General features: G+C 49.1%; 12 protein-coding genes. 4 read left to right on the top strand and 8 right to left on the bottom strand.

Annotated features, from left to right (window positions below):
- Positions 1 to 7: 7 nt before the first annotated feature.
- The 5 genes from BUB18_RS25805 to BUB18_RS25785 all read right to left on the bottom strand — a co-directional run bounded on the left by BUB18_RS25805 (position 8) and on the right by BUB18_RS25785 (position 7,885).
- Positions 8 to 832: a DUF4843 domain-containing protein gene (locus tag BUB18_RS25805; protein ID WP_073086703.1), complete on the bottom strand. Its 825-nt coding sequence runs from the start codon at positions 830 to 832 to the stop codon at positions 8 to 10.
- 8 nt (positions 833 to 840) lie between these two features.
- Positions 841 to 2,340, bottom strand: a complete 1,500-nt coding sequence (locus BUB18_RS25800; protein ID WP_073086701.1) for a RagB/SusD family nutrient uptake outer membrane protein — start codon at positions 2,338 to 2,340, stop codon at positions 841 to 843.
- A 12-nt stretch (positions 2,341 to 2,352) separates the two neighbouring features.
- The gene (locus tag BUB18_RS25795; RefSeq protein ID WP_245805739.1) at positions 2,353 to 5,703 is read right to left on the bottom strand and encodes a SusC/RagA family TonB-linked outer membrane protein; all 3,351 of its coding nucleotides are present in this window, start codon (positions 5,701 to 5,703) and stop codon (positions 2,353 to 2,355) included.
- A 335-nt stretch (positions 5,704 to 6,038) separates the two neighbouring features.
- A complete protein-coding gene (locus BUB18_RS25790) occupies positions 6,039 to 7,256 on the bottom strand; it encodes a FecR family protein (RefSeq protein ID WP_073086697.1) in 1,218 nt (405 codons plus the stop codon).
- A 53-nt stretch (positions 7,257 to 7,309) separates the two neighbouring features.
- Positions 7,310 to 7,885 (bottom strand): RNA polymerase sigma factor, encoded by a 576-nt coding sequence (locus tag BUB18_RS25785; RefSeq protein ID WP_178372210.1) that lies wholly within the window; start codon positions 7,883 to 7,885, stop codon positions 7,310 to 7,312.
- Positions 7,886 to 8,231: 346 nt separating this feature from the next.
- Here BUB18_RS25785 and BUB18_RS25780 point away from each other — a divergent pair, with 346 nt between their 5' ends.
- The 3 genes from BUB18_RS25780 to BUB18_RS25770 all read left to right on the top strand — a co-directional run bounded on the left by BUB18_RS25780 (position 8,232) and on the right by BUB18_RS25770 (position 10,311).
- The gene (locus BUB18_RS25780) at positions 8,232 to 9,110 is read left to right on the top strand and encodes a porin family protein (protein WP_073086693.1); all 879 of its coding nucleotides are present in this window, start codon (positions 8,232 to 8,234) and stop codon (positions 9,108 to 9,110) included.
- Between the two features lie 129 nt (positions 9,111 to 9,239).
- Positions 9,240 to 9,749 (top strand): hypothetical protein, encoded by a 510-nt coding sequence (locus BUB18_RS25775; RefSeq protein ID WP_073086691.1) that lies wholly within the window; start codon positions 9,240 to 9,242, stop codon positions 9,747 to 9,749.
- 112 nt (positions 9,750 to 9,861) lie between these two features.
- A complete protein-coding gene (locus tag BUB18_RS25770) occupies positions 9,862 to 10,311 on the top strand; it encodes a hypothetical protein (RefSeq protein ID WP_073086690.1) in 450 nt (149 codons plus the stop codon).
- A gap of 6 nt (positions 10,312 to 10,317) precedes the next feature.
- Here the strand turns inward: BUB18_RS25770 and BUB18_RS25765 are convergent, their stop codons facing one another.
- The 3 genes from BUB18_RS25765 to BUB18_RS25755 form a co-directional block, all read right to left on the bottom strand.
- On the bottom strand, positions 10,318 to 11,175 hold the full coding sequence (locus tag BUB18_RS25765) for an HNH endonuclease family protein (protein WP_143160104.1): 858 nt from the start codon (positions 11,173 to 11,175) through the stop codon (positions 10,318 to 10,320).
- 5 nt (positions 11,176 to 11,180) lie between these two features.
- Positions 11,181 to 12,320 (bottom strand): HNH endonuclease, encoded by a 1,140-nt coding sequence (locus BUB18_RS25760; RefSeq protein WP_073086686.1) that lies wholly within the window; start codon positions 12,318 to 12,320, stop codon positions 11,181 to 11,183.
- A gap of 220 nt (positions 12,321 to 12,540) precedes the next feature.
- Positions 12,541 to 13,047 (bottom strand): GNAT family N-acetyltransferase, encoded by a 507-nt coding sequence (locus tag BUB18_RS25755; RefSeq protein ID WP_073086684.1) that lies wholly within the window; start codon positions 13,045 to 13,047, stop codon positions 12,541 to 12,543.
- Positions 13,048 to 13,210: 163 nt separating this feature from the next.
- Between BUB18_RS25755 and BUB18_RS25750 the strand changes: the two genes are divergently transcribed.
- Complete coding sequence (locus tag BUB18_RS25750; protein WP_073086682.1) at positions 13,211 to 13,765, top strand: NADPH-dependent FMN reductase; 555 nt, start codon at positions 13,211 to 13,213, stop codon at positions 13,763 to 13,765.
- The last annotated feature ends 2 nt before the right edge of the window (positions 13,766 to 13,767 follow it).

Raw genomic sequence — 13,767 nt, 5'->3', positions numbered from 1 at the left:
TGATGAATTAAGGGAATGTAATCGCCGGGCTGGTGGGTGAAGCGTTTTCACGCACAGGTGCTTTACCGCTGGCAATGTTGGCCGGGTCGCTGTTAAACGCCGCCAATGCTTCTTTGAGTACGGTCACAAACTGCCGCAGGGAGCCATTGGAGTTGGCAGCCTGGTACCAGGCCTCATCAATATTTTGTTTCAATACATCAATCATAAACTGGTGCTTACCGGTGCTGTACTTGTTAAACCAGTTGTAGGCCGGTGAGAAGCCGTTATCCGTTTGCCACGATTTAAAACGCTCCAGGTGATCAGAAAAGGTCAGCGTTTTTTCGCGGGCTGCTTTCTCTCCTAACCCAAACTGGTCATTAGCTACCAACTGTATACGCAAGCGGTAGGTGTTCGTAGCGAGACTGGCATCTCTCAATAAAATAACAGGAATTTTAGCCGTAGCCTCATTCGCTTTTACGACCATAATGCCTTGTACAGCTTTATCATTAAAGTCCACATAATGCACGCCCGGCTGGGCCTTGAAAGGTAACTCTGTGCCAATGCTGTCTATGATCTGGTTGGTGACAGGGTCACGTTTATAGGTATACGTAACTTCCGGCACCTGCATCAGCTTCACCGGCCGGTCGTACGGCGTTATTCCGCCGATGGTATTAATATCTATGTACACCGTATCCTGCACCACGCTTTTGTTTTCAAAAACAAAAGTAGCCGTTTGTGTAGTGGTATCACTCATTTGTACCCGCGCAATATCGCTATAGGAGAGGTAAGGCGATTTTTTGCAGCCCGAAACAATCACCAGGGCGGTAGCGCAAATGCAGATTATATTTTTCATGGCTGTCTTTATTTGTTGTTATAATTTATTTCCCGATCAGGTTTAGGCACCACATACCTGGCAGGGTTGCCGGTATAATAGCTGTACGTCCAGCTGGCAGGCAGTGTAGCCACGTTATAGCGTTTGTAGGTAAAAAACGTTTGTCCTTCCCCGTAAAACTCCCGCACATACTCGCGGATCATTTTGTTCTTGCGGTCCGTTTCCCAGGCAGCCGCATTAAAGCCGGAAGGGAAGGGAATTCCTTTTTCGCTACAGTATGCACGGTACCAGGTTTCTGCAGCCTCTTTGGTGGCGGCACATTCGGTGAGTATCAGGTACATTTCGCTGAGGCGCAGCAGGGGTACCTGCAACACCGGCGCCGAAGGCTTCTGTATAAACTTACGGTACATCACATAGGAAGTATTGGTCACCTTATACACCCACATCTCCTTCCACCTTACATCTGAAGTGCGTTCTGCCACCGGGAAAAGGTTGTTGAGATAATAAAACCCGTCCTGTACATTGAAGTCCGTACGCACGAGCGATCCTGTTTCGCCAAACGTGCTGGTAGCTATGGTTTCCAGGTTGTATACGCTGAGTGCCGCAATATGCTCCGGCGACATCAGGTAATCCCCCGCCACGCGGTCGCTCTCACGGCCAAGCCTGAACGTAGCACGGCCTGTACGGTCCTTCGCATCTATCACCTGCTGTGCATACTGAGCAGCTTTGGCTTTGTTGGCGGGGTCAGTGGCTGCGAGGTACATATACACCCGGGCTTTAAGCGCCAGCACGGCATAGTAGTTCAGCCTGATCTGGCGGTACATATAGAAATTGTCTGCCACTACCGGTGGTGTGCTGGAATTAGCCACCGGGTTAAGTTCTGCCAGTGAGTAACTGAGAATTGGATCTTTGTCTTTCATCAGCGCCTCCGCAGCGTCTAGGTCGGCCAGGATGTTTTTTGCAAACTCCTGGTAGGCTACCGGCGTGATAATATCATGGGTTACTTCCGTCACATAAGGCAGCAGCGTACTGGTGCCTGGATTGTCCGGCATAGGGCCAAACATCCGCAGTACGTCGAAGTGGTTGAAGGCGCGCAGCGCCAGCGCTTCTCCCTTGATTAACGCGTAGTTGTTACCCGTAAATACCGATTGCTGGCCGTCAATTCTCTCCAGAATACTATTTACACTGGCGATTACTTTGTAAAGGTCGGCATAGGTATTATCCAGCATACCTCTTACCTGTGCATCGTTGTAGTTGGCATTGGTAAGGTTGGTAATGGCAATGCTGCTACCGGATACATCCCAGTTACGCGCCATATATTCAATGGTGCTCCACATCAGGCCACCGCCATAGGTATTGTTACTCTTCATCTGGATGTAGGCGCCGGTGAGTGCATCCCTGAAACCCTTCTCCGTGCTGAAGAGCTGGTCTTTGGTCGTTTGCGCTCGCGGTGTTACGTCCAGGTATTTGTTACAGCTGCTGAATGCCAGCGCGCCGAAAAGTATAGTCGTGATAGTTAGTCGTTTCATGTTTGATCGGTTTTAAAAAGTGGCAAACACATTAAAGGAAACCTGTCTGGTAAACGGATAATCCAGCCCGCGTTCCTGCTTCACGGTAGAGAGGTAGAACAGCTCACCGGTATTGGCAGACAGCGTAAGCGCCTGTAGCCCGATGTGTTGCAGCCATACCTTGTCCAGCACATTATAGTTGATATTGATGTTCTGGCAGGTAAGGGTCGACTCATTTTGCACAAACCGGGAAGAAGGGAAGATCACCGAGTAATCATTGATACCCTTGAAGAAAGCTTTGTCCCCCGGCTGTTTCCAGCGGTCCGTAAATACGCGTGCGTCTACGTTAAAGAACTTATCTGCACTTTCTACGCGGTCTACCAGCGTCTGGTTGTAGATTTGTCCACCGAGGCGGTAACCGAAGGAAGCGTTCATGCTCAGGCCTTTGTAACGTACCAGTGTGCTGAAGTTGCCCCGGTAGGTTGGCTGATTGAGGCCGACTGCTACGCGGTCAGCAGCATTCCAGGAGTAGGTCACCTCGCCCTTGCGGGTCAGGAACAGCTCTCTGCCGGTGCTGGGATCAATACCCAGCGAGCGTACGGCGTAGATGGTATTCTGTGAAGCACCTTCGCGGATGATTTTATTAGGCGTGCTGCCGTTGGTTTGCAGCGCCAGCTTTTCGTTGGCAGCCTTCATGGCTTGCGACAACTGCACAATCTGATCTGTATTGTGTGCAATGTTTCCTGTTACGGACCAGCTGATGCGGCGTGCATCATTCTGGATCAGCATCAGCGTAGCGCTGGCCTGCCAGCCTCGCTGCTCCAGCTGGCCGATGTTTTCGATGTAACTGGTAAACCCATTGGAGTAAGGTAATTCGAGTGAGCTGAGCAAATTAGAAGTCCTTTCTCTGTATACATCCGCTACGATGTTAATCCTGCCACGGAATAGTTCCGCTTCCAGTCCACCGTTGTATTTCTGGTTTTTCTGCCATTGCAGGTTAGGATTGCCCAGTGAAGTTTGGGTGGCTCCCAGCCAGTTTTTATAGTGATCATTGATGATGTAGCCATAGGTAGCCAGCGGCTGATAGGCAGCAAACGCCTGGTTACCGGTAACGCCGTAGGAACCGCGCAATTTCAGCCTGTTTACGAACTGCAGGTTGTTATGAATGAAATCGATGTGATGCAGGTTCCATCCGGCGCCCAGGGAATAGAAAGGAGCAAAACGACTATTGGTACCAAATTGGGAAGCACCATCCACACGATAGCTGGCATCGGCAAAGTAGCGGTCATCGTAGCTGTAACTAACGTTACCTACGGCGCTTACCCGCCTGGTGGTAGCTTCGCTGCCTCCGGGTTTACCATCTTTCTGGTATTGGAGGGCCATGCCTAAAAAGTCGATGCTGGCATCCGGAAATCCTTCCGCCGCAAAGGTGTAGTTGGTGCTTTTATCTTCGGCAGCTTCCAGCTGCGCCCCGATGCTCAGGAAATGCAAACCCTTAAACAGGTTGCTATATTGAAGATTCAGCGTGCTGGTATAACTAAACGATCTGCCGCTGCCATAATCGTAGGTGCCTTTACGTAAGATGTCGGCATCGCTGTAACCGGCAAAGGCAGAGTGTTCCGCAGGTTTAAAGTTATCTGTATTGGCATTGGTGGCGTTGATGCCCAGTCCGCCACGCACGGTGAAGTGGTTAAACGGCGTCCAGTCCACCTGAAAGTTATTGATGATATTCAGGTATTGATTGCGGTCAAATGTATTCAGCGTAGCATCATACATCGGGTTGGCATAAGGCTTTCCGCCGGTACCGTTTTTCTGTACCCAGTAATCGTAGCTGAAGGGAGTAAAGGTTTTGGCGATGTGCCCGGAGGAGTCGTAAGGACTCCAGTAAGGATTGAGTTTTACATAATCCCCAAAGGCGCCCCAGGGCGATTGATTGGCTTTCACACTACCCACGGTCAGACTATTCCTGAAGTTTAACTTTTTCAGCCGGTAGGAGAGGTCCACGGTTCCGTTGATGGTTTGCCTGTCGGAACCTTTCATGACGCCTTGTATTTTATGGATATCGCCGATGAGTGCATAGCGGAAGGCAGCGTCCCCACCTTCAAGTCGCAGGGAGTGCTGCTGGTCCACACCGTTGCGCAGGGGCTGTGCCATCCAGTCGGTATTCACCCCGCTTTCCACCAATCCTTTCACTTCATTGTAATAGGTTTGGAGGTTGATGTTTTGCTGGGGACTCTTTGTAGAATTGTAGTAAAATCCGGAGAGTCGCTCCAGTTCCAGCTTATCCCGCGCATTCAGCAGGTGGTAGGAGCTCAGGTCTGGTGTACTCAAACTCAGGCCGCCTCTGTAAGTCAGGCGCAGCCTGCCGGCTACAGGTTCTTTGGTGGTGATCACAATAACGCCATTAGAGCCCCGGGAGCCATAGATGGCGGTGGCTGGTCCGTCTTTGAGCAGGGTGATGGTGGCAATCTCGTTGGTGTTGAGGTCCATCATACGTTGCAGCGTGATCGGGAAACCATCCATAATAATCAGCGGTGTATTGATGAGGGCGGAGGTGTTGTCCTGCAGCTGGTCGATATTAGGCAGGTTCCTGTTGCCACGCAGCTGGATATCCGGGAGGTGGTTAGGGTCCGACCCGAAATTGTTATCCGGCACGATGTAGAAGGAAGGATCAATGTTGCCGAGGGTTACAAAGATGTTTCTTCCCTGGAAGTTCTGAATCTCTTTGGCGGTAATGGTTTTAGCAGCACCGGTATACGACTCCTTTGATTTATTGAATATCCCGGTTACCACCACGTTGTTGATGGATGAAATGGTGGGTGCCAGGATGATGGATACCTGTTTGTCTTTACGGACCGTGTATTGCGTGGGGCGGTATCCTACGAAGGAGATAAGGAGTACATCACCGGCGGCGGCTTCGATCTGGAAGTTGCCCTGTGCATCCGTAGAAGCGGTGGCGGGCTTGCCTTTCACGCGGACGGTGGCTCCTGGAAGGGCACAATTACATACGCTGTCCGCCACATGCCCGGATATTTTAGGGGAGGGCTGTTGCGCCTCCGCATAGTTGAGCAGGACGTTAACAGGCTCCGGCCTTGGCGTGATAATGATGGTTTTTGTATTTTCTTTCAGCTCCATGCGGAACGGCTGATCTTTCGCCATAATTTTCAGCAGCTCCGGGAGTTCGATCGTACCGTTTACAGAAACGGTTTTGGCATTTGCCAGCATATCCTGGTTATAGAAGGCTACGTAGCCTGTTTGCTGCCGGATGGTAAGCAGCAGGGCCTTTACCGGGATGTTGGTGCCCGATACCGACACAGACTGGGCTTCTACGGCAGCCTGCACATGCATCAGTGTGACAAAAAGCAAAAAAAATGTCAATCTCATAGCAAGAAAAATTGTGGCTGCGCCTGCGCTTCGGCCTGGCTTGACTTTCAGCCCATCGGCAGGCAGCACTTTGGTTGATAACCCCTGAGCCGGTGGTTCCTGAACAGGCATAGCATCCAGGTACGGCTTGGGAAAAGCAGTAAAATCCATAACTTACGTGTTGGTTAGGGTTGATAAAAAAGCAATTCGTCCTAAGAAATTGTTGAGGGATCAGCCCAGCCGCCGGCCGAGAGTGTTGCAAGCGCTTTCGGCTTTTTTGCTGCTGTTCCCCAGGGATACATTAGGTCATGATTCTGTTACGTTTATTGTTAGCGATATTGAATGAGTTGGTATGCTTACGGCATTACAATGAGTTTACGGCCTTGTAGCTGGAAGTGTACGTTGGAACCTTCCAGGATCTGCAATACATCCTGCAGGGTGTTCTGTTTGTTGATCTCTCCGCCAAAGCGGGTAGGAGGGATACCTTTCTCATAAACTACTTCTATATCGTACCAGCGCTCCAGTTGCCGCATTACTTCGTCGAGGCTGGCATTTTCAAAATTGAACAGGCCATTTTTCCAGGCCAGTACCTGGTCGGTATTAACCGCGTTGTGTACTACCAGTTGCGCGGTGGATGGCTTCACAGCCGCCTGTTGTGCAGGTTTGAGCGTAACGGTTTGCTGGTAGGCTTTTATGCGCACTGCTCCGCTAAGGAGCGTGGTCCGTATGTTATTTTCGTTGGTATATGCGTTTACGTTAAAGCTGGTGCCCAGCACTTCAATGGTGGTGGCTTCGCCAGCGGTTACTTTAAATGGCGCTTTATCGTTGGTAGCTACTTCAAAGTAGGCTTCACCCTGTAATGTAATCGTACGTTCATGGCCGTTAAAGGCAGTAGGGTACGTGATGGCGCTGGCGGCATTGAGCCATACGCTGGTGCCATCGGGGAGTATCAGCTTAAATTGCCGGCCTTTAGGAGTACTAACGGTGTTGAATGCTATGGTGCCTGAGGTTCCCCCACCAGCGTTATACGCCAGTTGCCCGTTTTGCAGCATGATCCGGGTACCGTTCTGGTTGGCTACCAGGCCGTTTCCGGCGCTGTCGAGCACCATTTGCGAGCCATCGGCCAGCGTTAGGATGGCGCCTTCCTTGCCAGGCGCTATGGGGGCGGTTTCCCGGAAGGCGACTGCTGGTTTGTTGGGGTGTTGTTGTTGCCAGTAAAAGGTAGCAATGCCAATTAGCAGGGTGGCAGCGGCAGCATAGCGGAATATTTTGCTGCGCAGCAGGCGTAGCCGGGGTTGGCGCACTACCGGCGGTTGCAGCATGGCGAGGAAACGCACTTTGTTTTGCGCCCGGTTTCGGTCAATGTTATGCCAGGTTTGCAGCAGCTGATGTATGGATGCCTCATCGTTTATTTTTTGGAGGAGTGCTGCGTTGTGTACAGACTTATTCTTCCAGGCTTCCAGTTCCTGCTGCTCCGCGGCGGATAATACTTCCCCCGTCAGCTGCCGGTGCAGCAGCTGCGCTATATTCTCTTCAAAAGCATGGTCCATCAATGAATGTTCGTCTGTTGGCATGTCCCCCATTTCCAGTATAACAACTGACTATTACAAAGCGTGACAAAAAAATCTTAAAAAAATAAAATACTCAGGAAACGGTCGCTCACACCTTTTTTCAGGAGCGCTGTTTTAAGTGCCGCAATAGCCCTTCCTTTACGCTGGCGGAAGTTTTCCATGCTGATGCCCAGTTGTGTGGCAGCATCCGCTGATGGCAGGTCCTGCAGGTACAGGAGCTCTACTACCTGCCGGTAGGCTTCCGGCAGCCGGGCGATTTCTTCGTATACAAGGCGCATCAGCTCTGATTCCACCATCAGCGACTCAATACTGACGTCGGTTTCAGTTTGTCCGGAGATGTCGGGTCCGTGTTTGTCGCGCACGCGCAGGTGCTTCAGATAATTAAGGCTGGCGTTTCTTGCCAGGGTAAAGAGGTAGGCCCTGAGTTTGCCGGTCGACTCAAACCGGGTTGGGGCCTGCCATAGCTTCAGCAGGCACTCGGTGGCAATGTCTTCTGCCTGCTGTTGATTCTGGATGATGCTGAGGGAAAAATATACCAGTGTGTTGTAATATGTGTCATATAAACAGGCGTATGCTGCGGTATCATTTTCCGCTATCGCAGTAAGCAATGCCTCCTCCTCATATGGTATCACACCTGGCAAAATCGATTTTTTATTATGGTCTGGTCCGGTACAAACTTATAAATAAATTCAGAAAAATGGTAGTGTGGATTCCGGAAGCGGGAAGGCTCCAACGACTCTTTTGGTAACGGCAGGCCCCCGGGCCTGCTGATACCGAAAGAATGATATAGCACTTGTAGTCTTCCCGGGCGGCCCCAACATCTCCCTAAACCTCCTGATTTTTATAACATAAATAAATGTTACCTTTAGTAAAATACCTTTCCAAGCACTCCCTGGCATAAACAGCAAATAGCGGCAGTCATCTCAAAACGTACTACGAATAGAAGTTTGATATATTCATCACTCCAAAACAAGTACCATGAGTACCGCCGGAAACCAATTGCATCAACGCTTTCTGATGATTACAGCATGCCTGGCATGCTGCCTGTTACTGACCATTACCACACATGCACAAAAGAAAACCAAACCCTCACCACCCTGGTACGTAGAAAAATATAAAGTATCAGCGGGCGCATTTTTCCCGATCAACAATACGGATATTTCCGTAGGTACGCAAAACGGCAATGCAGGTACCAACGTGGATTTCGAGGATGACCTGGGATTTAACCGGAACACTTCTACGTTTTACGCGGACCTGCAATGGCGCGCCTCCCCGCATTCCCGCTTTAACCTGACGTATTACCGCGTGGCCCGCAGTTCCACCAAAGTGTTGCAGCGTGACATCACCTTCGGGGATCATACCTATAATGTAAATGCAGAAGTAGATGCACACTTTAACACCAATATATACCGCTTCTCCTATGGTTACGCGTTTTTCGTAAAACCTAAATGGGAGGCAGGATTGCTGGTAGGTGCACACATCGTAGGCCTTAATGCCGGCATCGGCCTCACTGGCAACAATGTAGGCGCCAACGTTAGTGATGATTTTGGCGTTACTGCACCACTGCCGGATCTGGGTGTCTGGGGTAGTTATTCCTTCGCAAAAAAATGGTACCTCAATGCGGAATTCGACTACTTCTCCCTGAAAGTAAATGATTACAAAGGAAAAATTCTTGCCTATAACCTCAATGTAAATTACCGCGCCTGGAGAGGATTGGATGTAGCCGTAGGTTATACCGGCCTCAATGCCCGTGTGGACGCGAATAAAGAGCACCTGCTTGGTTATTTCAAATGGGGATATAATGGCCCTTCTGTAACCGTCAGCTACTCCTTCGGTAGAAATAAATGGAATAGATAATTCCGTCATATAAACAATTATTGCTGTCTGCTGTTAGTAAACTCGGACGCATGTCCCATTCCTCGCATATCCTCATTAGCAGTTCATCTCTATTCCAGGTTACAGGTTTAATCCAATAAATTGACGCTCATGAAAAGCGCTTGCCTGCTGTTATGCAGCCTGTTGTTATGCTATCAACTTTACGCACAGGAAGAAAAACACCATGAAATAGCTGTGGCTATCGGGCACGCCCATATTAGCAAAGGCCTCAATGAAAGCGGTGACCGCAAATGGCTCATTGCAGCCTCCTGGAGCCTGGACTATAACTACAATTTCAACAAAAAATGGAGCCTCGGATTACATAATGATATCATCCTGGACGATTTTGAGGTGGAAAGAGAAGAGAAGGTCATCAACAGGAGTTTTCCCGTTTCTTCCTGCCTGGTAGGCGCTTTCCGTCCGGTAGAAAAGCTGGCGGTAATGCTGGGCGCCGGCGGTGAATTTGCCTCCGGTGAATCTTTCTTCCTCGGACGTATAGGCGTGGAGTATGGTGTCGAACTCCCTAAATCATGGGAACTGAGTCCGGGGATAACGTATGATATAAAATTTAACGGATATGATACCTGGGTGGTTAGCCTGGGCATCGGCAAAAAATTTTGAAACCATTCTTGAAAACTCACATCACAGCCCATTGTATCTTACAGTGGAGCTGTTTTTTTTATCCAAAATCTTATAAAATTTCCGTAGCTTAATTGCCGTAAATCCGACTCTTATGAAGTCATTGCTCCTGATGCTGCTCTTATTCCCCGTTCAGAAAAACCAGATCGCCGATATTCGCAACCACGTGTATTATACCAACATACACCTCAATCTGTATAAACAGAAACAACTTTCCCATGCAGACGGGCAAAGCACCGAAGGCGGTATGTCAGTTGCCTACTACGCCAAAGACACCCTCAAGCTGATCATGGATAACACGTATTGGGAAACCGGTAAGGAAATGGCACAATACTATTTTCAGGATGATGCACTCATCTTTGCCTATATCATCACCCTAAAATATAATGTACCTATTTACGATAAAGACTTTGATTATAACAAAAGTAAAAAGAATGAGGAACGGTATTATTACGTCAACAAAAAAATCATTAAAGGGAAAGATAACGGAAAAGAATTGATAGAAACGGCCAGGGAGCTGGCTGCCAGCTTTCCCCGGCCGTAACCGGCACTATCTGCCAAATACCGCATTCGCCTCGTTATTCAGCCCTGTAAAAGGATGCTCACTACTGGCCAGCACTGCTTTCATTAACTCCAGGTCTCCACTCAGCTGATGAAATACCGTCATCCATACGGACCAGTTGCCACTGTACCATGCCGTCATTGCAATCTGTTTGATCAGCACTTCCCGCATAATTGTTTTATCGCCGGAAGTACCATCTTTTAGGTTATCCAATGCCTTCAGGCGTAATAATGCTTCCTCCGCTTCCCGCCATGCACGGGTTCTTTTAAACATGCGGTTGTCGGTCCTTTGCTGATCTTCCTCCAGCGGAACGCGTAGTTCATTGGTGGCCGCGTCATAATATTCCAGTTGCATGTTTAACTGAAAGTGAGTAATGGTGTTAACCGCTTTTTCATAAATGGATTCACCCGCATTTTTATTGGCCACCACAAATACCAATTCCATTTGTGTTGATGAAATGACCTCCCCATCGGCTTCTACCACATAGTTCACTTTTCTGAGCTCATACAGAAATGGGCTATTTTGCAGCGAAAAAGTGATGTCCTTATCAGGCCATAGCATCGCATCGGCGCTTTCCTTGTTTAACTCGGGTACGCGAATGTGCGATCGGCAATCGTTGCAGATCAGCAGCAGGTCGTCCCATTGGCGCAGTTGAAGAATTTCAGGCCAGGAAGCAAGGTAGCGGATGTGTTCCACATGATAATCGCTGAGCGGCATTTCGCAATACGAACAATAGTTGCCCATTGATTCGATCAGCGCGTGATGGATGTTTGCCGTTTGCGCTTCCGCGCTGGTCTCAGTCAGCGTGCGAAGATAAGCTGGTTGTATTTTTTTTACTGGTCGCATAATAGTTATTGTGTTGGAAGATCATTAATATCAGTACCTGGAAAGTAATAGAGCGGCTGAGTAGGATCGCAGGAAACAGTCCTGAAGATATTGTAAATCGGAACCGGCGTGGTTGGGCCATACAGCGTGTAAAATATCCAGGACCATATCTCAAAAAATCCTGCATTTTTAGCAGTCTGAAATATCTGGCCCAGCATGAGGTTCCACCCTTCGGAACCCACCGTAAATTTACTGAGGTTCCTTAGTGAAGTAATACAGTTCAGCCATACAATTGTACGGTTGGTGACTCTGCGATCCGAATAGTTATTCGCCTCAAACTGGTTCAGGTTTACGATAGCAATGAAGTTGTCTTCAGTAGCCTGCACCTTTGGATCATTGTAGCCATAAGTGCCAATTAAAGCAGCTACGGCCTGCGGTTGGGCAAATCCAATGATGCGCGCATAAACAATATTTTGCGAAACGCCCGCTAACTGGTTGCCCAGATCAAGGGCACTATTGTTGCTCAGCCGGGAGTTACTGGTAACATTCCAGTAAACCACAGGCAGTCCTTCCCAGGCTGTTTCTCCTGAATCCGGCCACATTTGCCGGTCCATCCCGCCATCCATCACGTCCTGCACCGAGGTGGGAGTGCCGTTGTAGAAACTCGCCCAGTTAAACGAGTCTGTCCACGTAGGCTTGGCGCCTTTGTTGGAATTGCAGTTGGGGCACGACAGGAAAAAGTTATCGTAATTAAGCATTACGGATGGGAATACCTGTTTTGGTAAACAGTGTTCCACCGCCAGTGAACTGTCCTGCACGGGCATGCCGCAATAACTGCAATATTCGCCGTAGTTATCTATCAGCGTGCCCCTTGCATTGCCGTATTTCATGGCAGTATTGGTAGAAAAATACAGGATTAGCGTAGGTACCAGTACCGGGCCCGGGGGAGCGAGGTTGGCCCAGTCGGGGTCGCCTCCATTCGCACCCGTAAGCTGGTAGAGGAGATTTAGTACCAGCTGGGTGTTATAGGTGCCGGTGGTGGTACCATTGCCGGCTTCCAGTGGAATCCCATATGCCTTTAATCCGTCCATGATCGCCTTTTTGCGGGTGGTCATGTTGATGGGAATGGTGTAACCGGGATTTGGATTCATTAATACAGGTCTCATATCTGTGATTTTTAAAAAGGATAGTGGTGATCAATTTTGTTTCAGGGGGCTTGTAGCGGCTAATTGCGGGGAATGCCGCTGCATCGCCTGACAAAATTGCCAAACGGCATGCACGATCCCTATTTCATGATATTTCAACCAGGGGTATTGGGGTTAGGGAGATGTCAATGACGTGGTTAACAAGGCTAAGGGACTTAAAAAAAGAAGTTATGGCCGGTGGCTACGGCAATACCTTCTCAAATGCTTTTCTGGCACTGCCACGGAAAAATACTTCCCCGCAGTAGCTATAACCCAGCTTCTCAAAAATTTTCAGCATGCCGGGGTTGTCGAAGTTGGTATCGGCACGCACACTGTGTACGTTGTGCCGCAGGGCCCAGCCTTCAATTTCTTTCAGCATGGCCTGCGCTAATCCTTTACCCAGCTGACCTTCATCGATGGCTACACGGTGGTATACCACAAAGTCGCCGTCTGTGAGCCACTTACCCTGAATATCGGCATAGGCGGGTTCGTTGTTGATCATCACGGCAGTGTAGCCAAGGATCGTATCACCTTCGGTAAGTACGTAACCGTAACCGTTAGCAATATCCTGTTGTACCACTGCTTGGTTGGGATAACCATCCTGCCATTGCTCACTGCCATCTGCTTTCCTTCGGAGGATTGCCTGTTGCAGTATGGTCCATATAACCGGAATGTCGTTACGTGTTGCCTGTCTGAATGTATATGCCATGAATGAAAAATTTCAGCAAAGGTCCGAAGTTCTGTTCATCTGTTTTAATCTTTTTTTAGATGGAAACGATCGGTAAAAACGATGGAACATTTCCTCCTCTGTGTTGTTACGTTTACACGGATTAGTACAGCCCTCGTTATCATCATAAACAAACTGAAATTTTATGAGTAAAGTAATTGGCATCATCGCTGGCAGCCTCCGCAAGGAATCCTTTTCAAAGAAAATTGGACGCGTAGTACAGGGCATGGCCCCGGAAGGCTTTGAGTTCAGCATTATTCCGCTGGACGACCTTCCCATCTACAACCAGGACTTTGATGATCACCACGAGGTGCCACCGTCGTATGTCACTTTCAGGGAAACCATCCGGGCACTGGATGGCGTCATCTTTATCACCCCTGAATATAACCGGTCAGTGCCCGGAGTGCTGAAAAACGCACTGGATGTAGCTTCGCGGCCTTACGGTAAAAGCGCATGGACGGGCAAGCCCGCCGCCATCTTCAGTAATTCACCGGGTAACCTTTCTGGTTTCGGTGCCAATCATCACCTGCGCCAAAGCCTCGTTTTTCTGAACATGCCCGCCATGGCGCAACCTGAGGTATACATGCATTCCATCAGCAAAGACTTCGATGAGGCCGGCAACATGATAAATGAGGGTACCCGCGACTTCCTTAAAAAAGCGGTGGATGCTTTTATCACTTTTTATCAAAAAAATGCCTGATT

The sequence above is a fragment of the Chitinophaga jiangningensis genome, from assembly GCF_900142605.1.
Taxonomy (GTDB): domain Bacteria; phylum Bacteroidota; class Bacteroidia; order Chitinophagales; family Chitinophagaceae; genus Chitinophaga; species Chitinophaga jiangningensis.
This window is presented reverse-complemented; position numbering and strand designations above follow the sequence as displayed.

What these genes read in the sequence shown, in the direction of transcription:
- BUB18_RS25775 (WP_073086691.1), top strand. Translation starts at nt 9,240, where the DNA reads ATGAAAAGCGCTTGCCTGCTGTTATGCAGCCTGTTGTTATGCTATCAA.
- BUB18_RS25800 (WP_073086701.1), bottom strand. Translation starts at nt 2,340, where the DNA reads ATGAAACGACTAACTATCACGACTATACTTTTCGGCGCGCTGGCATTC.
- BUB18_RS25770 (WP_073086690.1), top strand. Translation starts at nt 9,862, where the DNA reads ATGAAGTCATTGCTCCTGATGCTGCTCTTATTCCCCGTTCAGAAAAAC.
- BUB18_RS25765 (WP_143160104.1), bottom strand. Translation starts at nt 11,175, where the DNA reads ATGCGACCAGTAAAAAAAATACAACCAGCTTATCTTCGCACGCTGACT.
- BUB18_RS25755 (WP_073086684.1), bottom strand. Translation starts at nt 13,047, where the DNA reads ATGGCATATACATTCAGACAGGCAACACGTAACGACATTCCGGTTATA.
- BUB18_RS25780 (WP_073086693.1), top strand. Translation starts at nt 8,232, where the DNA reads ATGAGTACCGCCGGAAACCAATTGCATCAACGCTTTCTGATGATTACA.
- BUB18_RS25750 (WP_073086682.1), top strand. Translation starts at nt 13,211, where the DNA reads ATGAGTAAAGTAATTGGCATCATCGCTGGCAGCCTCCGCAAGGAATCC.
- BUB18_RS25805 (WP_073086703.1), bottom strand. Translation starts at nt 832, where the DNA reads ATGAAAAATATAATCTGCATTTGCGCTACCGCCCTGGTGATTGTTTCG.
- BUB18_RS25790 (WP_073086697.1), bottom strand. Translation starts at nt 7,256, where the DNA reads ATGCCAACAGACGAACATTCATTGATGGACCATGCTTTTGAAGAGAAT.
- BUB18_RS25760 (WP_073086686.1), bottom strand. Translation starts at nt 12,320, where the DNA reads ATGAGACCTGTATTAATGAATCCAAATCCCGGTTACACCATTCCCATC.
- BUB18_RS25795 (WP_245805739.1), bottom strand. Translation starts at nt 5,703, where the DNA reads ATGAGATTGACATTTTTTTTGCTTTTTGTCACACTGATGCATGTGCAG.